Consider the following 21,124-nt stretch of genomic DNA (forward strand, 5'->3'; position numbering starts at 1 on the left):
CGAAACCCACCCTTTGGAGTGAACTGGCGGTAGAGCGCTGCCCGTTCACCCTCCGGGCGTCGAACATTGCGGGGTCAAGCCGTCGGCGCGCGATGTCCCCCATTGGCGCGCCGGCGGCTCCTTTCTCCCGTGGGGGTTCCACACACGTGTTCAGCACCACCAGCTCTTCCTTCGGCATGCCCGCGCACCGGTTCACGGCCCTGGCCGCGACGGTCACCGCGACCGCGCTCGCCCTGGGCGCCGCGCCCGCGAGCGCCACCGGATCCGGGACCGGCACCGCCGGCGGGTCCGGCCGGGCCGACGCGACCGTCCTGCGGACCGGGCTCGACGTCTCCCTGCTCGGCAAGGCCGCGCACGTCCCTGTCGAGGCCGCCCTCAACGACGTCAAGGCGCCCGCCGACGCCTCGAAGACCGCGCTCAGCGTCACCCTCGACGGCATCGAGGGCGGCAAGGCCGTCGACATCCTGCGCGCCGACGCCGCCACCGCCCGCGCCACGGCCGACCGCCGGGCCGCCAAGGGCTACGCCAACCTCGCCCACGCCAAGGTGCGCCTCCCCGGCCTGCCCCTGCGCTCGCTCATCGAGATCCAGCAGGTCACCTCCGAGGCCGTCTGCGAGGCGGGCGCGAAGCCGAAGGCCACCGCGAACCTCCTGGGCTCCGTCTCGGTGCTCGGCAAGAAGGTCACGCTCACTCCGAACGGCCCGACCAAGGTGACCGTGCCGGGGGTGGGGGACGTGCGGCTGGACCTGTCGAAGACTGTCACGACCTCCCGTACCGCCGCCGCCACCGCGCTCGACCTCGACGTCTCCGTGGACCCGCTGGCGCTGGGCGTGGCCAAGGTGGTGGGCAAGGTGACGCTGGTACGGGCCTCCTGCGAGTCCCCGGCGGACCGGCCCTCCGACCCGGTGAAGCCCGGGGACGGCCCGGGCGCGCCCGCGAAGAACGGCACCGGCACGGAGGCGAAGCAGGCGGCCGCCGAACGGACCGGCGAACCGGCCGGGCAGGGGCAGGACCTCGCCGAGACCGGCGGCGGCTCCGCCACCCCCTACCTCGCGGCGGCGGCCGGACTGCTGGTCGTCGGGGGAGGCGGCGCGCTCATCGCCGCACGGCGCCGCAAGGAGAACGGACGCGAGGAGAGCTGAGCGGATGGCCGTCCGGCCGGATGGCTGGACGACGGGGAGGCCGGCCGCCCGGGCACTGGGCGGTGAGGCACGAGGCCGGGGCCGGGGCGCGGGCTGACGCCGTGGCCTGGGCGTGAGGCCGAGGCGGGGCGAGCCGGGCCGGGCTGTGCGAGGCGGGGGACCGAGGCCGGTACTGGAGCCAGGGCCAGGGGCCGGGACCGGGATCAGAGCCGGGGACCGGGGCCTGGGGCCGGGGCCAGGCCCCGGTCCCCGGCGGGGCGCTCAGCGCGCCGCCGGTGCCTCGGCCAGGCCGGGGCCTGTGGCCCCGGCAGCCGGGCCGCCGACAGCCCCGCCGTGGCCGGCCCCGCCGCCCGTCTCGTCGTCGGCCCCGGCGGCCCGGCCGCCCAGGTCGTCGAGGGCGGTCCGCAGGGCGGTGGCGAAGCGGTCGGACGTCGCGCGGTCCCGGACCGCGAGGCGGAGGTAGTCCGGCCCCAGCCCCGGGAACGTGTCGCCCCGGCGCACCGCGAAGCCGAGGCCGCGCAGCCGGGACCGTACCGCCGCCGCCCCCGGCAGCCGGACGAGGACGAACGGTCCGGCCGCCGGGCCCTGCACGGTCAGCTCCGGGAACTCCGCGAGCCGGGCCAGCAGATGGGCCCGGTCGGCGGCGGTCACATGCGCCGCGAGCGAGGACTCGGCCACCGCGCGCGGCGCGCTGCACGCCTCCGCCGCCACCAGCGCCGGCGACGACACCGGCCACAGCGGCTGGGCCCGTTCCAGCGTGGCCACGGTGTCGGGCGCGGCGAGCACGTAGCCGACGCGCAGCCCCGCCAGGCCCCAGGTCTTGGTGAGGCTGCGCAGTACGACGAGCCCCGGCAGGTCCGTGCGGGAGGCCAGCGACTCCCGCTCGCCGGGCACCGCGTCCATGAAGGCCTCGTCCACCACGAGGATCCGGCCAGGCCGCGCCAGCCGGGCCAGGGTCGAGGCCGGGTGGAGAACCGAGGTGGGGTTGGTGGGGTTGCCGACGACCACCAGATCCGCGTCCCCGGGTACCGCGCGCGGGTCGAGCCGGAACCCGTCCTCCGGGTCCAGCACCACACGCTCCACCGCGTGCCCGGCGTCCCGCAGGGCCGCCTCCGGCTCGGTGAACTGCGGGTGCACCACCACGGCCCGGCGCACCGGAAGGGCCCGCGCCAGCAGCACGAACGCCTCCGCCGCCCCCGCCGTCAGCAGCACCCGCTCCTCCGGCAGCCCGTGCCGCGCGGCGACGGCCCGCCGGGCCGCCCGCCCGTCCGGGTACGCCGCGAGCGTGCCCAGCGACTCCGCTATCCGCTCCCGCAGCCACTCCGGGGGCGTCCCGGACCGCACATTGACGGCCAGGTCGGTCAACTCGGCGCCCATGCCGCGTACTTCCACGTCCCCGTGATGCCGGAGGTCGGGCTCGGGAGACGACGCGTGAGGCGTGCGCGCGGATTGCGATATGTGCATGAAATCAGACGGTACAGGCGATCGCGCACGTCGCTCGCGCGGACTTCCGCTTCCCGACGAGGAGGACACCGCCGGCCCCGGCCGACAGCAGCGCGGCGGCCTCCGCGACACCGGGCGCGCCCGTCGCCCAGCGGGCCGCTTCGGAGGGGTGGGGCACCGGCTGGGCGGCGAGCGCGTCGGCGCCGTACGCGGTCAGCGGCACGCCCAGGCGGCGGGCCGCCGCGCGCAGCCCGGGCTCGTCCGCCTTGACGTCGACGGTCGCGAGGGCGGTGATCGCGGCGGCGTCGGCGCCCGCCTCCGCGAGGGTCCGCTCGACGAGGGCCATCACCTCATCGGGGGACACGCCGCGGCGGGCGCCGACGCCGACGTGGAGGGGCGTCACCTTGGTCACCCCGTGATGCCCGCTCCCGCGACGAGGCGGGATGCCATGCCGGGGGCGCCCGCCCAGTGGGTGTGCAGGTAGGAGGCGTGCACGCCTCCCTGTACGAAGCCCTCCACCTGGCGGCGGGGGTGCGTGATCCCCCATGCGGGGGTGGCGCCCGCCGTCGGCTCGATCACCGTGCGGTGGAACTCGTGGCCCCGGACGCGGGTGCCCGCGGGGGCGAGCGGGTTGTCCGTGAGCGCGACGGCCTCGCGATAGCCGAGGGTGAGGCGCTCCGACATGCGGGCGTCGGCGTCGAGGACGCCGCACATGGGTTTGCCGTCGAGGGTGCGGGCCAGGTAGAGGAGGCCCGCGCATTCGGCGGCGATCGGGGCGCCGGTGGAGGCCAGCGCCGCCACCGCTTCGCGCAGGGGCTCGTTGGCGGAGAGCTCCGCGGCGTACATTTCGGGGAAGCCGCCGCCGATGACCAGGGCGGCTGTGCCGGCCGGGAGGGTTTCGTCCCGCAACGGGTCGAAGAGCGCGACCTCCGCGCCGGCCGCGGTGAGCAGCTCCGTGTGCTCGGTGTACGCGAACGTGAATGCCGGACCGCCGGCGACGGCCACCACTGGGCGAACCCTGCTCGGGTGCGGGCCGGTGTCATCCAGCCCCTCCGGCGTTCGAGGAGCGGGGTCCGGGGCGGAGCCCCGGTTTCGGGAAGGGGCGGGGCCGGGGCCCGGCTCGCCGCAGGCGCTCCATGCCTCGTCCGCCAGCGGCGGCGCGCTGCGGGCCAGGGCCAGGAGGGCCTCCAGGTCGCAGCCCTGCCGTACCCGGGCGGCGAACTCCGCCACCGCCTCCACCGCGTCCGCCCGTCGTTCCGCCACGGGCACCAGGCCCAGGTGGCGGGACGGCGTGTGCACCTGCCCGGCGCGCCGCACGGCGCCCAGCACCGCCACGCCCGACTCTCCCAGTGCCTCCCGCAGCAGCTCCTCGTGGCGGTCCGAGCCGACCTTGTTGAGGATGACGCCCGCGACCCGTACTTCCGGGTCCCAGGAGGCGAAGCCGTGCACCAGGGCGGCCACCGACCGCGACTGGGACGACGCGTCGACGACGAGTACCACCGGTGCCCGCAGGAGCTTCGCCACATGGGCCGTCGAGGCCAGCTCACCCTGCCCGCCGGCGCCGTCGTAGAGGCCCATGACGCCCTCGACCACCGCGAGGTCGCAGCCCGCCGCCCCGTGGAGGAACAGCGGGGCCACGCGTTCCGGGCCGCACATGTAGGCGTCGAGGTTGCGGCCCGGGCGGCCGGTCGCCAGCGCGTGGTAGCCCGGGTCGATGTAGTCGGGCCCCACCTTGTGGGGGGAGACCGCGAGCCCCGCGTCGGCGAAGGCCCGCATCAGCCCGGTGGCCACCGTGGTCTTGCCGCTGCCGGAGGCCGGCGCGGCGATGACCAGGCGGGGGACGCGCGTACTCACCACTCGATGCCCCGCTGGCCCTTCTGGCCCTCGTCCATCGGGTGCTTGACCTTGGACATGTCCGTCACCAGATCCGCGAAGTCCAGCAGCTTCTCCGGTGCGTTGCGGCCGGTGATGACGACGTGCTGGGTGCCGGGGCGGTCCCGCAGCACCGCGATGACCTCGTCGGTGTCGATCCAGCCCCAGTGCATCGGGTACGCGAACTCGTCCAGCACATACAGCTTGTACGACTCGGCCGCCAGGTCGCGCTTGACCTGCTCCCAGCCCTCGCGCGCCTTCTCCTCGTTGCTGAGTTCGGAATCGCGCTGGATCCAGGACCAGCCCTCGCCCATCTTGTGCCAGTCGACCGTGCCGCCCTCGCCGGAGGCGCCCAGCACCCGCAGTGCGTTCTCCTCGCCGACCTTCCACTTCGCGGACTTCACGAACTGGAACACTCCGATCGGCCAGCCCTGGTTCCAGGCGCGCAGCGCCAGCCCGAAGGCCGCCGTCGACTTGCCCTTGCCGATGCCGGTGTGGACGAGGACCAGCGGCCGGTTGCGGCGCTGACGTGTGGTGAGCCCGTCGTCGGGCACGACGGTCGGCTGTCCCTTGGGCATTACGCGGCCCTCCGTGAGTCGGTGTTCCGTACGGTGCGTACCAGCGCGGAGACATTCTCCGCGCGCAGATCGTCGAGCGTCACGACCGGCCCGCCGAGCGCCCGGCCCAGCTCGCCCGCCAGGCCGAGCCGCACCGGCCCGGCCTCGCAGTCCACGACCACCGACGTGACGCCGGTGCCCGCGAGCAGCCCGGCCGCGCGCGCGGCCCGTGCCAGCGGCTCCACGCCGCCCGTCGCCCGCCCGTCGGTCACGACGACCAGCAGCGGACGGCGCGAAGGATCGCGCATGCGCTCCACGCGCAGCACCTCGTGCGCCTGGAGCAGGCCCGCCGCCAGCGGCGTCCGGCCGCCCGTCGGCAGCTTCTCCAGCCGGGCCGCGCCCGCCTCCACGGACGACGTCGGCGGCAGCGCCACCTCCGCGCCGCTGCCCCGGAACGTCACCATCCCGATCTTGTCGCGGCGCTGGTAGGCGTCCATCAGCAGGGAGAGCACCGCGCCCTTGACCGCGCCCATCCGCTTGCGGGCCGCCATGGAACCGGAGGCGTCCACGACGAACAGCACCAGATTCCCCTCGCGTCCCTCGCGCACGGCCTCGCGCAGGTCGTCGCGCCGGACGACCAGCCCGGGACCGCTACGGCCCCGCGCCCGCTGGTGCGGGGCGGCGGCCTGGACGGTCGCGGCGAGGTGCAGCTTCGACAGCGCGCCCCCGCGCGGCCGGCGCGCTCCCGTCGTCCGGCCGTGCGCCGTGAGCGCGCGCGAACGGCGCCCGTCGGCCCCCTCGCCGAGGCCGGGGACGGTGAATCGCCGGGTCCGGAACGGCTCCGCCGCCGCCACGGCGGGGGCTTCGGGAGCCTCCCCGCCGTCACCGGGCGATGACGCCTCCCGCGGGGCGGGCTCGCGCCCGGGCTCCGGCCGTTGCGGCGGTACGTCCGTGGTGGCGGCCGGTCCGTCGCCCGCGTCCTGCGGGGGCCGCCCACCGCCGTCCGGTCCGCCATCCGGCCCGTCGTCCGGGCCACCACCGGGGTCCTCCGGGCCTTCGGGCCCGTCACCATCCGGCTCGGGCTCCGGCTCCGGCTCCTCGTCCTCGAACCCGGCGAGGATCTCGTCCAGCCTGTCCTCGTCCAGACCGGGCGCGTCGAACGGGTTCCGGCGGCGTCGGTGCGGCAGCGCCAGCAGCGCCGCCTGCCGTACGTCCGCCGTCGTCACATCCGTACGCCCCGCCCAGGCGGCCAGCGCGGCGGAGGTGCGCGCTGTCACGATGTCCGCGCGCATGCCGTCCACCTCGAACCCGGCGCACACCGCCGCGATCCGGCGCAGCGCGCCGTCCCCGAGCCGTACGCCCGGCAGCAGCGCCCGCGCGGCGGCGATGCGCTCGCGCAGTGTGTCCTCCTCCGGCGCCCACTTGGCGGCGAAGGACGCCGGGTCCTCGTCGAAGGCGAGGCGCCGGCGCACGACCTCGACGCGCTCCTCGGTGTCGCGGGAGGCGGCGACCTCGACGGTCAGCCCGAAGCGGTCGAGGAGCTGCGGGCGCAGCTCGCCCTCCTCGGGGTTCATGGTGCCCACGAGGAGGAAGCGGGAGGCATGGCGCACGGAGACGCCCTCGCGCTCGACGGAGGAGACACCGGTCGCCGCCGCGTCCAGCAGGCTGTCCACGAGGTGATCGCCCAGCAGGTTGACCTCGTCGACGTAGAGCACGCCCCGGTGCGCGGCGGCCAGCAGGCCGGGTTCGAACGCCTTGACGCCCTCGCCCAGTGCCCGCTCGATGTCGAGCGAGCCGACGAGGCGGTCCTCGGAGGCGCCGACGGGCAGCTCGACCATCCGGGCGGGACGGACGGCGCTGTCACCGGCGCTGTCACCGGCGCCGGCGCCGGTGACAGCGTGCGGCCCGTCGGGGCAGTTCGGGTCCGGCGCCGCCGGGTCGCAGGAGAACCGGCAGTCCGCGACGGTCACGACCTCGGGCAGCAGTGCGGCCAGGGCCCGGACGGTGGTGGTCTTGGCGGTCCCCTTCTCGCCGCGCACGAGGACACCGCCGATCGATGGCGAGATCGCGTTGAGCAGGAGGCCCAGCCGCATGTCGTCCATGCCGACGATCGCGGTGAAGGGGTAGGTGGACGAGGACATCAGCGGTTACCTCCCTGGTGGGGACGGTTCGGGACGGTACGGGTGCTCACGGCGCCCCCGGCGGGATGAAGGGGGCGCCGGCCGGTACCCCGTCCTCGATCAGGCGCAGCAGCGCGTCCGTGTCCGCGTGCTCCTCGATCAGATCGCCGAGACGGTCGAGCTGTTCCTCCCGCAGCGCCCCGAAGGATGTGTCCGGCGCGGGGACGAACGCCCGTCCAGCCGCCGCCGCGACCCGACGCAGGAACGCCCGGCGGAAGCCGTCGCTCTCCAGCGAGCCGTGCCAGTGCGTGCCCCACACCGCGCCCACCCGGCAACCGTCGAGGAAGGGCTCGTCCCCACCTCTCACATCTGCCACGCCGTGGTGGATCTCGTACCCCTCGACGTGCTCGCCCAGGGCCTCGCCGACCGGCCGGGCCAGGGTCTTCTCGACCGCGAACCGCACACGCACCGGCAGCAGGCCCAGGCCCTCGACCGTGCCGGCCTTCGACTCGACCTCGTCGTCGATCCGCTCGCCCAGCAGCTGGAAGCCGCCGCAGATGCCCAGCACCGGGCGGCCCTCCGCCGCCCGCCGTACGAGCGCGTCGGCGAGCCCGCGTTCGCGCAGCCACGCGAGCGCCCGTACCGTGCCGCGCGTGCCCGGTACGACGACCAGGTCGGCGTCGGCGAGCTCCTCGGGGCGGTCCACGAACCGTACGACGACCCCCGGTTCGGCGGCCAGCGCGTCGACGTCCGTGAAGTTCGACATCAGCGGCACCGCGCACACGGCGACCCGCAGGACGTCCGCGCCGTGCGGCGGGGCGACCACGGACTCGCGGACCGCGCCGCGCAGGGACACGCGCAGGCCGTCCTCCTCGTCGATGCCCAGGCCGTGGGCGAACGGCAGCACGCCGAACGTCCGCCGGCCCGTCAGGTCGCGCAGCATTTCCAGCCCCGGCTCCAGCAGACTCACGTCGCCCCGGAACTTGTTGACCACGTAACCCGCTATCAGCTCCTGGTCCTCGGGGGAGAGCAGCGCTGTCGTACCGAAGAAGGAGGCGAAGACTCCGCCCCGGTCGATGTCGCCGACGACGACCACGGGCAGCCGCGCGGCCCGGGCGATGCCCATGTTGACGATGTCGGAGCGGCGCAGGTTGATCTCGGCGGGGCTGCCGGCCCCCTCGCAGATCACGGCGTCGTGGGTGCGCCGCAGCTCGGCCAGGCACTCCGTCACCGTGCCGAACAGCTGCTCCTGGCGGCCCTGGTGGTAGCCGCGGGCGCTGAGCTCGCCCACCGCCTTGCCCATGAGGACGACCTGGCTGCTGCGGTCGCTTCCCGGCTTGAGCAGCACCGGGTTCATGAGGGCGCTCGGCTCGACGCGGGCGGCGGCGGCCTGCATGGCCTGCGCGCGCCCTATCTCCGCGCCGTCGCGCGTCACGAAGGAGTTGAGGGACATGTTCTGCGCCTTGAACGGCGCGACCTTGACGCCCTCGCGGACCAGCCAGCGGCAGATGCCGGCCGTGACCACGCTCTTGCCCGCGTCCGAGGTGGTCCCGGCCACCAGCAGGCCCCCGCCCGGCGGGCCCGTACGCCCGCTCCTGTCGGCTGTCACCGAGACTGTCACCGATTCCTCCCCGCCTTCCTGAACAGGCTGCCCACCGTACGGGCCGTCACCGCCGTTCCCAGGGCCAGCAGCGACACCCGGCGCGAGAGCCGGACCGCGCGCTCGATGTCGGCCGACCGCACCGGGCGGTTCTCCCCGCCCAGCACGGGACGGTGCTCGACGCGCCCGGCGTAGGCGAGGGTGCCGCCCAGGCGGACGCCCAGGGCCCCGGCGAAGGCGGCCTCGACCGGCCCGGCGTTGGGGCTGGGATGGCGGGCGGCGTCGCGCCGGGCCACGCGCAGAGCGCCGCGCGGATCGGGCCCGGCGAGGACCGTGAGCGCGGCGGTCAGCCGGGCGCCCGGCCAGCCGACGACGTCGTCGAGCCGGGCCGACGCCCAGCCGAACCGCCGGAGCCTGGGCGACTTGTGACCCACCATGGCGTCCAGGGTGTTGACCGCACGGAAGCCCACGAGCCCGGGCACCCCGGCCAGCGCGCCCCAGACCAGGGCGCCCACGACCGCGTCGGAGGTGTTCTCGGCGACGGACTCCACCACGGCCCGGGCGATCTGCTGCGCGTCCAGCGCCTGCGGGTCGCGGCCGCACAGATGCGGCAGCCGCTCCCGGGCGACCTCCAGGTCCCCGGCGGCCAGCGCCCCACCGATGGCCCGGGCCTCCCGGCCCAGGGACGTGCCGCCCAGGACGGACCATGTGACGGCGGCGGTCAGCGCGATCTCGGCAGCGGGGTGACGTCGCGCGGCACGGGTCAGCAGCCCGGCCCCGGCGACCGCGCCACCGGCGCAGACCAGGGTGTGGAGGGTGCCGTAGCCCCGGTGGTCGCGCCACAGCCGCCGTTCGACGGCCTGCGCGGCCCGGCCGAAGGCGGCCACGGGATGCCCGCGGCGGGGGTCGCCGAGGAGCAGGTCGCAGGCGAAGCCCAGGGCGGTGCCGTACGCGAAGGGGCCGTACGCGAAGGAAAAACGGTCGCGGCCGGGCATGGCGAAGCGGTGTCCTCACTCAGGGTCCGCGCCCTGGCTCGACGTGACCGGCGACCAGAGTCTCCTGGCTCCCGGATCCGCGCCGCCCCCGGCCTTCCGGCTCGCGCCGTGGCCATCGGTTGGGGGGACACTCCCCGGTGACAGTGGCGGGACCGCGCCGGATTCGCACCGGCTTCCTCTGCTGTCGCCGTTTGGCTCGGGAAGTCCACCACGGGGCGGGAAGGGGCGTCAACTCGCCCTGACCTGCGCCCCGCCGCTGCGACGCCCCTGTCGTCAGGCAGGTCCCGGCCCGCCCCGGCAGCCCCGGCAGGTCTACTCCCGCGGCACGCCACTCCGCGAGGCAGTCCACGAGGACTTGATGGGTACGGGCGTCGAGGCCGGATCACGGTTCGTCGAGGATCAGCAGCCGGCGGCCGCCGAGCATGGCCTGGGCGAGGGCGACTTTCTGGGCGTTTCCTTTGGACAGCGTGCTGATGGGCGCGTCGATGTCGCCCTCGATGCCCAGCCGGTCCAGCAGTTCACCGCCGCGACGATCGGCGCCCGCGGTGCGGAGTCCTTGGACGCGCCCCATGTGCAGGAGGTACGAGCGCGCGCTGAGCCGCATGCCCGCCGGGAGCCGCTCGGGCACGTAGCCGATCCTGTCCGGGCGCCCGTGAACGGAGCCGGAGCCGGGTCTCCTCAGCCCGGCGGCCACCTTGAGCAGGGTGGACTTGCCCGGCCCGTTCCCGCCGACCACCGCGGTGACCGTCCCGGAGGCCAGGTCGAGGGTGATGCCATCCAGTACGCGCGGTCCTCGGCGTGTGTACCGGACGCCGACCGAATCCAATCGCACCGCTGAGAACCCCGTCCGTCCGTCGAACGCCGTCACAACCGTGCACGCAAGAGCTCACGCAAGAGGTACTGAACGCGCGATCGGCGGCTCGGGTTCCCCGCGTTGACGCACGCCGGCAACGACGGAGGGGCGGGACCGGAAAGCCCGGTCCCGCCCCTCCACGAACGTACGGTGTCGCGTCAGGCGACGATCAGATAGATCCCGTACCCCACCGCCGCCGCGCACAGCGCGAAGCACGCGTACGCGCCGGTGCGGGCCAGTGCGGTGCTGCCGCCCGCGTCGGCCGCGGACGTCGCGCCCGCGGCTTCCGGCTTGCGGGACGTGCCGACGATGCCGAGCGTGAAGACGCCCACGAGGCCGACGGTGACCACGAGGCTCACGCCGAAGACCTGGCCGAGAGCTGCCCAGTCGATGTGCATGGTGGTTCTTCCTCCGTTGCCCGGCGTCAGCCGGTCGTCGCGGCGGCGGGGGCGGCCGGGGTGGCGGGTGCCGGGATGACCTGGGCGGCCGGGGCCGGGGTCAGGGTGCCGGCGGGCGGCGGGGCGACGGCCTGAAGGGCGGCCGTGACCACACCGACGGGCTCCTCGGGGAGGCCCTGCGGCGTATTGAGCTCGTTGACGGTCTCGTGGGTGACCGGCTTGCGGCGCGAGGCCGCCCAGATGGCGCCGGAGACCCCGAGGCCGAGGACGGCGACGGCGGCGACGCCCCAGTCGCCCTGGTCGGCCAGGAGCGCGGCGCCGGCGGCGACGAGGCCCGCGGCCGGGAGGGTCAGGCCCCACGCGGCGACCATGCGGCCGGCGGTCGACCAGCGCACCACGCCGCCCTTGCGGCCCAGGCCGGAGCCCATGATCGAGCCGGAGCAGACCTGGGTGGTGGAGAGCGCGAAGCCGATGTGCGAGGAGGCGAGGATCACGGTCGCGGCACCGGTCTGGGCGGCGAAGCCCTGCGCCGGCTTGATGTCGGCCAGACCCTTGCCGAGCGTCTGGATGATGCGCCAGCCGCCCAGGTACGTACCGAGCGCGATGGCCAGGCCCGCGGAGACGATGACCCACAGCGGCGGGTCGGAGTGCGGGGCGACGACGCCGCCGGCGACCAGGGCCAGGGTGATGACACCCATGGTCTTCTGGGCGTCGTTGGTGCCGTGGGCGAGGGAGACCAGGGCGGCCGAGGCGATCTGGCCCGCGCGGTAGCCCTTCGCGGTGTCCGCCTCGTCGCGGCCCTTGGCCAGGCGGAACGTCAGGCGGGTGGCGACCCAGGCGGCGATGCCCGCCACGATCGGGGCGGCGACCGCGGGGATGAGGACCTTCATGACGACCTTGTCGGCGTTGACCGCGTCGAAGCCGACGGACGCGACGGTGGCGCCGATCAGACCGCCGAAGAGGGCGTGCGAGGAGCTGGAGGGCAGGCCCGCCAGCCACGTCAGGAGATTCCAGACGATCGCGCCGACCAGCCCGGCGAAGATCACCTCTGGTCTGATGCCGGCACTCTCATCGATGATGCCTCCGGAGATCGTCTTCGCGACCTCGACGGACAGGAACGCCCCGACCAGGTTGAGCACGGCCGACATGGCCACTGCGGTCTTGGGCTTGAGCGCTCCGGTCGAGATGGTGGTGGCCATGGCGTTGGCCGTGTCGTGGAAGCCGTTCGTAAAGTCGAACACCAAGGCCGTGACGATCACGATCCCGATGAGAAGCGTGATGTTTTCCATTCACCCAGGCAATCAGTTCGATGGTCAGTACGCGGCGACCGTAGGGACTCCGGGTGAACGGAAGGTGAACTGGTTCGGGATCCCCGATGGCACCACCCGGAGGCGAAGATCATGAAGACCGGAGAACGGACCCCCGCCGCACCCGACGACATCAGCCGGACCTGGGCCGATGTCGTGGCCACGGCCCGCAGGAGCACCGCCGACGGACTGGTCGTCGGCACCTCGGGGAACGTCTCCGCAAGGGTCGGTGACGTGGTCCTTGTCACGCCCAGCGGGGTGCCCTACGACCGGCTCGGCCCCGGCGACGCCGTCGGCGTCGACCTGGCCGGCCGCCAGGTGCTCGGCGAGCTCGCCCCCACCAGCGAACTGCCCATGCACCTCGCCGTCTACCGAGCCACCGACGCCGCCGCGATCGTCCACACCCACGCCGTGCACGCCACCGCCGTCTCCACGCTCGTCGACGAGGTGCCGCTGATCCACTACATGGCCGCCGCCCTCGGCGGACCCGTCCGCGTCGCCCCTTACGCCCTCTACGGCACCGACGAACTGGCCGCCCACACCCTCCGGGCCCTCGACGGCCGCACCGGCTGCCTGCTGCGCAACCACGGCACCCTCACCCACGGCGCCACCCTCGACGCGGCCTACGACCGCACCGCCCAGCTGGAGTGGATGTGCAGGGTCTGGCTCACCGCCTCGTCCGTCCCCGGCCGCACCCCCGCCCTGCTGAGCCCCGACCGGCTGGCCGAGGTCGCCGCCAAGTACCGGGGCTACGGACAGCCCGGCTGAGCCGAGTCGCCCGGCGGCCCGCGCGGGACCAGACTGGAGGTGATGGGCCTGAAAGGAGTGGCGGCCGTCGCCGCCACCACGCTGATCGGTGCCGGGGCCGCCGTCGTGGCGGCCGGACGGTACGCCGGCGACGCCGTCCTCAGGACCGTGCCCGGCCTCCCGCCGCCGGGCGAGCACCGGCTCACCGTGCACGACATCACCCCCGGCAGCGGCGCCACCGCCGGCACGATCACACTCACCCGGGCCCCGGCCACGCTGCGCCCCGGCGTCTACGGGCTGGCCGGCCGGGGCCTCCACGCCGTCGTCGGGGACGTCGTCGCCGACGTCTCGCACCCCCACGACTGCGTGGTCCGGCGCCTGGAGCGCGTCACCCACGGCGCCCCGGCCCCGGGCGACCGGGTCTGGCTCACCCCGCAGACCCACCGGGGCAACCCGCGCGACGCCCTCGGCCTCGACCACGCCGACGTGGAGGTCCCCGGCGAGCTGGGCCCGCTGCCCGCCTGGTTCGTGCCCGGCGCCCGCGACACCTGGGTGCTCGCCGTGCACGGCCTGGGCACCACCCGGGAGCACACCATGGTCGTCCTGCCGTTCCTCCACCGGCAGCGACTCCCCGTCCTCGCCCTCTCCTACCGGGGCGACCCCGGCGCACCCCGCCCGGCGCATGGAATCAGCCACTTCGGCGCCCGGGAGTGGCGGGATCTGGATGCCGCCGTCCGCTACGCCGTCCGCAACGGCGCCCGCCGCGTCGTCCTGTACGGCTGGTCCACGGGCGCGACGATGGCGCTGCTCACCGCCCTGCGGGACACCGGCTCCGCGCTGAGCGACCGCGTCGCGGGCGTCGTCCTGGACGCGCCGCTCCTCGACTGGCCCGCCGCACTGGGCGCCCTGGCCGCCCACCGGCTCCCGGCCGCGCTCATTCCGCTTGCGGTCCGGGCGACGGAAGGACGCACCGGTCTGGCCCCCGAAGGCCTGCTGGCCGCCGCCGACCCCACCCTCCTGGACGTCCCCGCCCTCGTCGTGCACGGCACCGACGACCCCGTCGCACCCCTCCTCCATTCCCGTGAACTCGCCGCCCGGCGACCGGAACTGATCACGCTGCGAACCGTTCGCGGGGCGGGTCACGCGGCCTCCTGGAACGTCGATCCCACGGGCTACGAGGAGGCCCTGCGGCGCTTCCTGACCCCCCTGATGTAGGGCGTGAACAGGGCGCTCGCGCCGCGCACGCACCCCCCGCGTGACGTCCCACCACGGGTCCCCGACGGCTGGATAGTTGATTCCGATTGGGTTTTCGGAGCGTGAACGGCAAGACTGCTCCTGTGACGTCCCGTACTCCGCGCGACTCCCGGCTCAGACTCGTCCCCCGACAGCCGATCACCGCCGCCCGCCGGGCCGTGGCGAACCGGGGCGCACGCCCGGCGCCCCGCCCGCCCGCCGGCACCCCGGCCCGGCCGGAACTCGCCCGTCAGGCGAGAGCCTGGCTGGCCGGCGCGGTCCGCCTGGCCCGCTGGGCGGCCGACGAGTGCTCCCGGGGCACGACCCTGCGGCCGGGCGCCGGCGGCGGCCTCGCCGCCGAGGAGACCGAGCGCGCCACGGCCGCCCTGGACCTGCCCCCCGCCTCGGTGCGCACCGACTGGGACCGGGCCAAGCTCGCCGGGCTGCTGGAACTGCACGGCGGCACCGCCCGCCCCGGCTGGCGGCTCACCGCCTGGGAGCGGGACGACAGCGCCGTGCTGCGCGGCTGGGTCGCGCTCTTCGACGCCTGGTCCCTGGCCCACCCCGAGCCCCCCGGCACCGACTCCACCATCGCGGCCGAGGTCGTCGAGGCCGCCCCCCAGCTGCTGTCCGTCATGCACCTGTCCGCCGGGCCGGTCTCCGTGGCGATGCTCCTCGACCTCCTCCAGCAGCGGGTGGCCGAGATCCGTGCCGAGCGCTGCGAGGTCCCCTACGACGCGCCCGTCACGGCCGCCGCCTGCCCCGCCGTCCCGCCCGCCCCCACCGCCGGCGACCCGCTGCCGGGGCTGCTGGACTGGGCCCTCGAAGGGCTCGCCTCGGTCGGCGCGCTCGTCATGCGCGGCGGCACCGGTCCCCGCGCCGAGGCCCTGCTCACCCCCCTGGGCAACTGGGCGGTGTGGGTCAAGCTCGAGCAGATCTGCGTGGCCGCCCAGAGCCCCGCCGGGAACATCGAGCTGTCCGCCGAGGCCATGCTGCGCGGCTGCGCCGACCTCACCCCGGGCCCCGCCCGCGCCGAGTACCGCGCCTGGCTCGCTGCCCGGCCCGTGCGCAGCGCCGTCACGGAGCTGCTGGACGCGGCCCGGGGCGACGACGCGATGGTGCGCGGCCTGGCCTTCGAGGCCCTGCGTGCGGTGGGCGCCCCCGCCGAGCCGGCGGTCCGCGTCTCGGCCGAGGAGCCGGTGCTGCGCCCGTACGCCCTGCTGTGGCTCGCCGAGCACGAGGGGCACGACCCGGAGGAGGCCGCCGAGGTGCTCAGCCGGGAGGAGGCCACCTGGCTGTGGGTGGACACGGCCGCGGCCGTCGCGGATCACGCCGAGGGGCGGCTGCTGGTGCGGCACCTCGACTCGGCCGTACAGGGCACGGTCCCGGGCCTGCTGGAGGAGGTACGGGCGGTGGGGCACCCCCGGACGGTGCAGGTGCTGGTCGCGCTGGCGGCCGCGCATCCCGACCCCGCCCTGGCGAAGGCGGTGCGCAGGGCCGCGTTCCAGGTGCACACGGGCGGGGCGTAGCCCCTCGGGCCCGGCCCGGGAGCCTCAGCCCGCGGTCCCCGGCCCCTTCGGGGCGTACGTGCCGAAGCTCCAGACGTTGCCCTCGGCGTCCCGGGCCATGTAGTCCCGGGAGCCGTACTCCTGGTCCGTCGGGGGCATCACGATCTCCGCGCCGTGCTCGACGGCCCGGCGGTGGTGGGCGTCGGTGTCCTCGACGACGACGTAGACGCCGGAGGGCCCGCCGCCCGCCATGGCCTCGTCGAAGACGCCGCCCCGGCCCTTGGAGCCGATCATCACGATGCCGTTGCCGTAGACGAGCTCGGCGTGCAGGACGGTGCCGTCCTCGCTCTCGTAGAGCGCGCTCGTGACGAAGCCGAAGGCCTCCGTGAGCAGGCGGATCGCCGCCTTCGCGTCGTGGTAGAGCAGCGCCGGGCTGATGGCCGGCGCCGCGGTGCCCGTGTCTGCCATGGCGGTCCTCCTCGGGGGTCGTCAGATGGTCGGTGGGATCACTCGGTGGGATCAGCGGAAGGTGTCGCAGCGGGCCATGTCGCCCGTGGTGTAGCCGGTCGTGAACCACTGCCGGCGCTGGGCCGCCGAGCCGTGCGTCCAGCTCTCCGGGGTGACCCGCCCCTGGAACTTCTCCTGGATGCGGTCGTCCCCCACCGCGGCCGCCGCGGAGAGCCCGTCGTCGATGTCGGCCTTGGTCAGCTGCTTGACCAGCGGCCGGCCGGTGGACTTCTCCGGGGTGGTCGTCGCGTGCTTGGCCCAGACCCCGGCGTAGCAGTCGGCCTGGAGCTCGACCTTGACCGAGTTGCTGCCGGCCCCGGTGAGCCGGTCCTGGGCGCGGGAGAGCGTGCCCTGGAGGTTCTGGATGTGGTGCCCGTACTCGTGGGCGACGACGTACGCCTGGGCGAAGGGTCCGCCGCTCGCGCCGAACTTCGACTTCAGCTCGTCGAAGAAGCCCAGGTCCAGATAGACCTTGCGGTCACCGGGGCAGTAGAACGGCCCGACCGCCGAGGTGGCGGCCCCGCAGGCGGTGTTCACCCGGCCGGTGAAGAGGACCGTCGAGGCGGGCGTGTACGTCATGGAGCGGCGGGCGAGCTCCTGGCTCCAGAACGACTGGGCGCTGTTGACGATCGCGACGATCCGGCAGTCCTGGCGGGTGTTGGCGTCCTTGCCGGTGCGGCAGGTCCGGGAGACCTGCTGGTCCGTGCTGGGCGACGCCGTGGGGCCCGGCCCCTGGGAGCTCAGCCCCAGTTCGTTCGGCCCGATGCCGAAGAAGAGCCCCAGGGCCAGTGCGATCAGCCCCACGATGCCGCCGCCGATGGTCAGCCCACCGCCCGGAATGCCGCCGCCCCGCTGATCCTGCACCTGGGAGGTGTCCAGATCGGCGTCGTCGTCGAACTGCACGTGCCCACCGCCTCTCGGCTCCACCGCTCACCGGTAAGGGCTGTCCACCCCGAGTATCGGCGAATCGCCCCGGCCCCGCGCTCTCCGGCACGTCCGGCGTGGCGGGCGACCCCGCGAACCGGTTTGCGCGCCCCCGTTAGACTGGTCCGTATGGCATTCCTCCTCGTGCACTAGACGGCGTCATAGCGACCGAGTCCGTCCTTCCGCCGTCCATCACTGCCCAGGAGTAGAACCCCTCGTGATCACCGCATCCGGCATCGAGCTGCGCGCCGGCGCACGCGTCCTCATCGAGTCCGCCTCGTTCCGCATCGCCAAGGGCGACCGCGTCGGCCTGGTCGGCCGCAACGGCGCGGGCAAGACCACCCTCACCAAGTGCCTCGCCGGTGAGGGCATCCCCGCCGCGGGCACCATCTCCCGCTCCGGCGAGGTCGGCTACCTCCCGCAGGACCCCCGCACCGGCGATCTCGACGTGCTCGCCCGCGACCGCATCCTCTCCGCGCGCGGCCTCGACCTCGTCCTGCGCAAGATGCGGGAGAACGAGGACCGGATGGCGAACGGCCAGGGCGCCACCCGCGAGAAGGCCATGAAGAAGTACGAGCGCCTGGAGACGGAGTTCCTGACCAAGGGCGGTTACGCCGCCGAGGCGGAGGCCGCGACCATCGCCGCCAGCCTCGGCCTGCCCGACCGCATCCTCACCCAGCCGCTGCACACCCTCTCCGGTGGTCAGCGCCGCCGGGTCGAGCTGGCCCGGATCCTCTTCTCGGACGCCGACACCCTGCTCCTGGACGAGCCCACCAACCACCTCGACGCGGACTCCATCGTCTGGCTGCGGGACTACCTCAAGTCCTACCGCGGCGGCTTCATCGTGATCTCCCACGACGTCGACCTCGTGGAGACCGTCGTCAACAAGGTCTTCTACCTGGACGCCAACCGCTCGGCCATCGACGTCTACAACATGGGCTGGAAGCTCTACCAGCAGCAGCGCGAGGCCGACGAGAAGCGCCGCAAGCGAGAGCGGCAGAACGCCGAGAAGAAGGCCGCGGCCCTCAATTCGCAGGCCGACAAGATGCGCGCCAAGGCCACCAAGACCGTCGCCGCGCAGAACATGGCCAAGCGTGCCGAGAAGCTGCTCTCGGGCCTGGACGCGGTGCGCGTCTCCGACAAGGTCGCCAAGCTCCGTTTCCCCGACCCCGCGCCCTGCGGCAAGACCCCGCTCACCGCCGAGGGCCTGTCCAAGTCCTACGGCTCGCTGGAGATCTTCACCGACGTCGACCTGGCCATCGACAAGGGCTCCCGCGTGGTCATCCTCGGCCTCAACGGCGCGGGCAAGACCACCCTGCTGCGGCTGCTCGCGGGCGCCGAGAAGCCCGACACCGGCGGCGTCACCCCCGGCCACGGCCTCAAGCTGGGCTACTACGCCCAGGAGCACGAGACGCTGGACCCGGACCGCACGGTCCTGGAGAACATGCGCTCCTCCGCGCCCGACCTCGACCTCGTCGAGGTCCGCAAGGTGCTGGGCTCCTTCCTGTTCTCCGGCGACGACGTCGACAAGCCCGCGGGCGTGCTCTCCGGCGGTGAGAAGACCCGGCTGGCGCTGGCCACGCTCGTCGTCTCCTCCGCCAACGTCCTCCTCCTCGACGAGCCCACCAACAACCTCGACCCGGCCAGCCGCGAGGAGATCCTCGGCGCGCTGCGCACCTACAAGGGCGCCGTGGTGCTGGTGACGCACGACGAGGGCGCCGTGGACGCCCTGGAGCCGGAGCGGATCATCCTGCTCCCGGACGGCGTCGAGGACCTGTGGGGCCCGGACTACGCGGATCTCGTCGCGCTCGCCTGACCGGCCCGGGACCGCTCTTGATCAGTGCGGTCCCGATCATTCGGCCGAGGCGTGATCCATCATCTGAGTGAGGGCGGCTCGTACCGTGCCGCCCTCCGTCGCTCCGGCGCACGCGCTGTACGGGATGCGGGGCGCCGTTCGCGCCGCGCGGCACAGGGCCCTGTCTGACCTGCCGCTTCACCCCGCCACCCGTACGGCCGTACGAGCCTGATCATGCGGAATTGCCTGCGCCAGGGCCTGCCGTGGCCGGAAAACACGGACGTCCGTTCCCTTGGACTTCTTATGGACCTTGCCGAATGGGTGGCCAGGAGGCCGCCTAGGGGTGATCATGAGAGACAAGAGGCGCATCTCCCATGAGGAGGCACGGGTGGCCGAGACTCTGAAGAAGGGCAGCCGGGTGACCGGCGCCGCGCGCGAAAAGCTCGCGGCAGACCTGAAGAGGAAGTACGACTCCGGTGCGAGCATCAGGGCGCTGGCCGAAGAGACCGGTCGCTCCTATGGCTTCGTCCACCGGATGCTCACCGAATCCGGCGTGGTCCTGCGGGGCCGCGGTGGAGCGACGCGCGGCAAGAAGGCCGCCTCGGTCTGACGTCGCGCACCTTGTGAGAAAAGCGGTCAGGACAGTCCCACCCGGTCGGCCGACCGGCCGTCCGGGTGGTTACTGTGCAGTCAACTAAATGACTGCGGGCAATTCGGAGGCCCCCATGACTGCCAGCGAGACCTTGCTCGACCAGGACGGCGTACGGCTCACCGTCGATGACACGGTGGCCACCGTCACCCTCACCAACCCCACCAAGCGCAACGCCCAGTCGCCCGCGCTCTGGCGGGCGCTGACCGAGGCGGGCCGGCTGCTGCCCGGCACCGTGCGGGTCGTGGTGCTCCAGGGTGAGGGCAAGTCCTTCTCCGCCGGCCTCGACCGGCAGGCGTTCACGCCCGAGGGCTTCGACGGCGAGCCGTCCTTCCTGGACCTGGCCCGCGGCGGCGACGAGGCGCTGGACGCCGAGATCGCCGCGTACCAGGAGGCGTTCACCTGGTGGCGGCGCACCGACATCGTCTCCATAGCCGCCGTCCAGGGCCATGCCATCGGCGCGGGCTTCCAGCTCGCCCTCGCCTGTGACCTGCGCGTCTGTGCCGACGACGCGCAGTTCGCCATGCGCGAGACCAGCCTGGGCCTGGTGCCCGACCTCACCGGCACCCAGCCGCTGGTGTCGCTGGTGGGCTACGCCCGGGCACTGGAGATCTGCGCCACGGGCCGCTTCGTCCACGCCGCCGAGGCCGAGCGCATCGGCCTGGCCAATGCGGTCGTCCCCCTCGCGGAGCTCCCCGCCGCCACCGCCGACCTCACCGCGGCCCTGCTGGCGGCGCCGCGCGACGCGGTCGTCGAGACCAAGGCACTGCTGCGCGGCGCCCTCGACCGTACGTACGAGGAGCAGCGCGTCGCGGAGCGCGCGGCGCAGGCGCGCCGGCTGCGCGACCTCGCGGGCCTGGGGGAGTGACACCGCGCGCCTCCCGCGCCCCCTCCCGCTGACCGGCGCCGGCCGGACTTCCCCCCGATCGCCCAAGCGGGGCGCGGCCACCCCGCCTATGGTGGCAAGGGACGGGAAGAGAGGCGCACACCGATGACCGACACATCGAGTCAGCCCCACCAGACCGGTCAGAAGCCCGGCCCCGCCCCGGGCCGGCACCCCGGCTCCGGCAAGGAGCCGGTAGCCCCCGCCGAGCGGGGCCGCACCACCATCGCCGACGGCGTCGTGGAGAAGATCGCCGGCCTCGCCGCCCGCGATGTCGTCGGCGTCCACGCCCTGGGCAGCGGACTGTCCCGTACCTTCGGGGCGGTCCGCGACCGGGTGCCGGGCGGGAAGTCCGTCGCCCGGGGAGTGAAGGCGGAGGTCGGCGAGGTCCAGACGGCTCTCGATCTGGAGATCGTCGTGGATTACGGCGTCGCCATCGCGGATGTCGCCCGCGCCGTGCGGGAAAACGTCATCACGGCGGTGGAGCGGATGACGGGCCTGGAGGTCGTCGAGGTCAACATCGCCGTGACCGACGTCAAGCTGCCGGACGAGGAAGAAGAGCCGGAGCCCAGGCTCCAGTGAGGAGCGCGT

20 protein-coding genes and 1 riboswitch are annotated in these 21,124 nt (G+C 74.4%); of the genes, 8 read left to right on the forward strand and 12 right to left on the reverse strand.

Going from position 1 to position 21,124, the window contains the following annotated elements:
- Nucleotides 1-146 precede the first annotated feature (146 nt).
- On the forward strand, nucleotides 147-1,142 hold the full coding sequence (locus tag AB0E98_RS03220; RefSeq protein WP_361697947.1) for an SCO1860 family LAETG-anchored protein: 996 nt from the start codon (nucleotides 147-149) through the stop codon (nucleotides 1,140-1,142).
- A gap of 261 nt (nucleotides 1,143-1,403) precedes the next feature.
- On the opposite strand, the gene cobC is transcribed toward AB0E98_RS03220, so the two are convergent.
- The 10 genes from cobC to AB0E98_RS03270 form a co-directional block, all read right to left on the reverse strand.
- Nucleotides 1,404-2,606, reverse strand: coding sequence for an Rv2231c family pyridoxal phosphate-dependent protein CobC (cobC, locus tag AB0E98_RS03225; RefSeq protein WP_361697950.1), 1,203 nt, complete (start codon nucleotides 2,604-2,606; stop codon nucleotides 1,404-1,406).
- 4 nt (nucleotides 2,607-2,610) lie between these two features.
- A complete protein-coding gene (locus tag AB0E98_RS03230) occupies nucleotides 2,611-2,997 on the reverse strand; it encodes a cobalamin biosynthesis protein (protein WP_361697952.1) in 387 nt (128 codons plus the stop codon).
- Nucleotides 2,994-4,442 (reverse strand): cobyrinate a,c-diamide synthase, encoded by a 1,449-nt coding sequence (locus tag AB0E98_RS03235; protein WP_361697954.1) that lies wholly within the window; start codon nucleotides 4,440-4,442, stop codon nucleotides 2,994-2,996. Before AB0E98_RS03235 ends, AB0E98_RS03230 begins: the two co-directional genes overlap by 4 nt.
- Nucleotides 4,436-5,035, reverse strand: a complete 600-nt coding sequence (gene cobO, locus AB0E98_RS03240; protein ID WP_361697956.1) for a cob(I)yrinic acid a,c-diamide adenosyltransferase — start codon at nucleotides 5,033-5,035, stop codon at nucleotides 4,436-4,438. The genes AB0E98_RS03235 and cobO overlap by 7 nt, the downstream gene beginning before the upstream one ends.
- Nucleotides 5,035-7,155, reverse strand: a complete 2,121-nt coding sequence (locus AB0E98_RS03245; protein ID WP_361697959.1) for a putative cobaltochelatase — start codon at nucleotides 7,153-7,155, stop codon at nucleotides 5,035-5,037. Before AB0E98_RS03245 ends, cobO begins: the two co-directional genes overlap by 1 nt.
- A 46-nt stretch (nucleotides 7,156-7,201) precedes the next feature.
- Nucleotides 7,202-8,755, reverse strand: a complete 1,554-nt coding sequence (locus tag AB0E98_RS03250; protein WP_361697961.1) for a cobyric acid synthase — start codon at nucleotides 8,753-8,755, stop codon at nucleotides 7,202-7,204.
- A complete protein-coding gene (locus tag AB0E98_RS03255; RefSeq protein ID WP_361697963.1) occupies nucleotides 8,752-9,729 on the reverse strand; it encodes a cobalamin biosynthesis protein in 978 nt (325 codons plus the stop codon). Before AB0E98_RS03255 ends, AB0E98_RS03250 begins: the two co-directional genes overlap by 4 nt.
- A 57-nt stretch (nucleotides 9,730-9,786) precedes the next feature.
- Nucleotides 9,787-9,909, reverse strand: a riboswitch (cobalamin riboswitch).
- A 202-nt stretch (nucleotides 9,910-10,111) separates the two neighbouring features.
- The gene (locus AB0E98_RS03260) at nucleotides 10,112-10,561 is read right to left on the reverse strand and encodes an ATP-binding cassette domain-containing protein (protein WP_361697965.1); all 450 of its coding nucleotides are present in this window, start codon (nucleotides 10,559-10,561) and stop codon (nucleotides 10,112-10,114) included.
- A gap of 179 nt (nucleotides 10,562-10,740) precedes the next feature.
- The gene (locus AB0E98_RS03265; protein ID WP_361697967.1) at nucleotides 10,741-10,980 is read right to left on the reverse strand and encodes a hypothetical protein; all 240 of its coding nucleotides are present in this window, start codon (nucleotides 10,978-10,980) and stop codon (nucleotides 10,741-10,743) included.
- Between the two features lie 26 nt (nucleotides 10,981-11,006).
- On the reverse strand, nucleotides 11,007-12,269 hold the full coding sequence (locus tag AB0E98_RS03270; RefSeq protein ID WP_361697969.1) for an inorganic phosphate transporter: 1,263 nt from the start codon (nucleotides 12,267-12,269) through the stop codon (nucleotides 11,007-11,009).
- Between the two features lie 111 nt (nucleotides 12,270-12,380).
- Between AB0E98_RS03270 and AB0E98_RS03275 the strand changes: the two genes are divergently transcribed.
- From AB0E98_RS03275 to AB0E98_RS03285, 3 genes are all read left to right on the forward strand, one after another.
- Nucleotides 12,381-13,055 carry a class II aldolase/adducin family protein gene (locus AB0E98_RS03275; protein ID WP_361697972.1) on the forward strand — a complete coding sequence of 225 codons (675 nt, stop codon included), beginning with the start codon at nucleotides 12,381-12,383 and terminating at the stop codon, nucleotides 13,053-13,055.
- A 42-nt stretch (nucleotides 13,056-13,097) separates the two neighbouring features.
- Entirely contained in the window at nucleotides 13,098-14,249 is a 1,152-nt protein-coding gene (locus AB0E98_RS03280; RefSeq protein WP_361697974.1) for an alpha/beta fold hydrolase, read from the forward strand.
- Nucleotides 14,250-14,371: 122 nt separating this feature from the next.
- Complete coding sequence (locus tag AB0E98_RS03285; RefSeq protein ID WP_361697976.1) at nucleotides 14,372-15,796, forward strand: hypothetical protein; 1,425 nt, start codon at nucleotides 14,372-14,374, stop codon at nucleotides 15,794-15,796.
- A gap of 24 nt (nucleotides 15,797-15,820) precedes the next feature.
- Here the strand turns inward: AB0E98_RS03285 and AB0E98_RS03290 are convergent, their stop codons facing one another.
- Both AB0E98_RS03290 and AB0E98_RS03295 read right to left on the reverse strand, forming a co-directional pair.
- Nucleotides 15,821-16,243, reverse strand: a complete 423-nt coding sequence (locus AB0E98_RS03290) for a VOC family protein (RefSeq protein WP_361697979.1) — start codon at nucleotides 16,241-16,243, stop codon at nucleotides 15,821-15,823.
- Nucleotides 16,244-16,294: 51 nt separating this feature from the next.
- The gene (locus tag AB0E98_RS03295) at nucleotides 16,295-17,185 is read right to left on the reverse strand and encodes a neutral zinc metallopeptidase (RefSeq protein ID WP_361697982.1); all 891 of its coding nucleotides are present in this window, start codon (nucleotides 17,183-17,185) and stop codon (nucleotides 16,295-16,297) included.
- Nucleotides 17,186-17,423: 238 nt separating this feature from the next.
- On the opposite strand from AB0E98_RS03295, the gene AB0E98_RS03300 reads away from it, so the two are divergent.
- The 4 genes from AB0E98_RS03300 to AB0E98_RS03315 all read left to right on the forward strand — a co-directional run bounded on the left by AB0E98_RS03300 (nucleotide 17,424) and on the right by AB0E98_RS03315 (nucleotide 21,115).
- Nucleotides 17,424-19,022: an ABC-F family ATP-binding cassette domain-containing protein gene (locus tag AB0E98_RS03300; protein ID WP_361697985.1), complete on the forward strand. Its 1,599-nt coding sequence runs from the start codon at nucleotides 17,424-17,426 to the stop codon at nucleotides 19,020-19,022.
- A 367-nt stretch (nucleotides 19,023-19,389) separates the two neighbouring features.
- On the forward strand, nucleotides 19,390-19,611 hold the full coding sequence (locus tag AB0E98_RS03305; RefSeq protein WP_344436970.1) for a helix-turn-helix domain-containing protein: 222 nt from the start codon (nucleotides 19,390-19,392) through the stop codon (nucleotides 19,609-19,611).
- Nucleotides 19,612-19,726: 115 nt separating this feature from the next.
- Entirely contained in the window at nucleotides 19,727-20,518 is a 792-nt protein-coding gene (locus AB0E98_RS03310; RefSeq protein ID WP_361697988.1) for an enoyl-CoA hydratase/isomerase family protein, read from the forward strand.
- Between the two features lie 123 nt (nucleotides 20,519-20,641).
- Nucleotides 20,642-21,115: an Asp23/Gls24 family envelope stress response protein gene (locus AB0E98_RS03315; protein WP_361697990.1), complete on the forward strand. Its 474-nt coding sequence runs from the start codon at nucleotides 20,642-20,644 to the stop codon at nucleotides 21,113-21,115.
- The last annotated feature ends 9 nt before the right edge of the window (nucleotides 21,116-21,124 follow it).

This window comes from Streptomyces sp. NPDC037389 (genome assembly GCF_040636475.1).
Classification (GTDB): domain Bacteria; phylum Actinomycetota; class Actinomycetes; order Streptomycetales; family Streptomycetaceae; genus Streptomyces; species Streptomyces hesseae.

Excerpts from the sequence above, each read along its gene's own strand:
- cobC (WP_361697950.1), bottom strand. The coding sequence starts at position 2,606 with ATGCACATATCGCAATCCGCGCGCACGCCTCACGCGTCGTCTCCCGAG.
- cobO (WP_361697956.1), bottom strand. The coding sequence starts at position 5,035 with ATGCCCAAGGGACAGCCGACCGTCGTGCCCGACGACGGGCTCACCACA.
- AB0E98_RS03245 (WP_361697959.1), bottom strand. The coding sequence starts at position 7,155 with ATGTCCTCGTCCACCTACCCCTTCACCGCGATCGTCGGCATGGACGAC.
- AB0E98_RS03255 (WP_361697963.1), bottom strand. The coding sequence starts at position 9,729 with ATGCCCGGCCGCGACCGTTTTTCCTTCGCGTACGGCCCCTTCGCGTAC.
- AB0E98_RS03265 (WP_361697967.1), bottom strand. The coding sequence starts at position 10,980 with ATGCACATCGACTGGGCAGCTCTCGGCCAGGTCTTCGGCGTGAGCCTC.
- AB0E98_RS03270 (WP_361697969.1), bottom strand. The coding sequence starts at position 12,269 with ATGGAAAACATCACGCTTCTCATCGGGATCGTGATCGTCACGGCCTTG.
- AB0E98_RS03275 (WP_361697972.1), top strand. The coding sequence starts at position 12,381 with ATGAAGACCGGAGAACGGACCCCCGCCGCACCCGACGACATCAGCCGG.
- AB0E98_RS03280 (WP_361697974.1), top strand. The coding sequence starts at position 13,098 with ATGGGCCTGAAAGGAGTGGCGGCCGTCGCCGCCACCACGCTGATCGGT.
- AB0E98_RS03290 (WP_361697979.1), bottom strand. The coding sequence starts at position 16,243 with ATGGCAGACACGGGCACCGCGGCGCCGGCCATCAGCCCGGCGCTGCTC.
- AB0E98_RS03310 (WP_361697988.1), top strand. The coding sequence starts at position 19,727 with ATGACTGCCAGCGAGACCTTGCTCGACCAGGACGGCGTACGGCTCACC.
- AB0E98_RS03315 (WP_361697990.1), top strand. The coding sequence starts at position 20,642 with ATGACCGACACATCGAGTCAGCCCCACCAGACCGGTCAGAAGCCCGGC.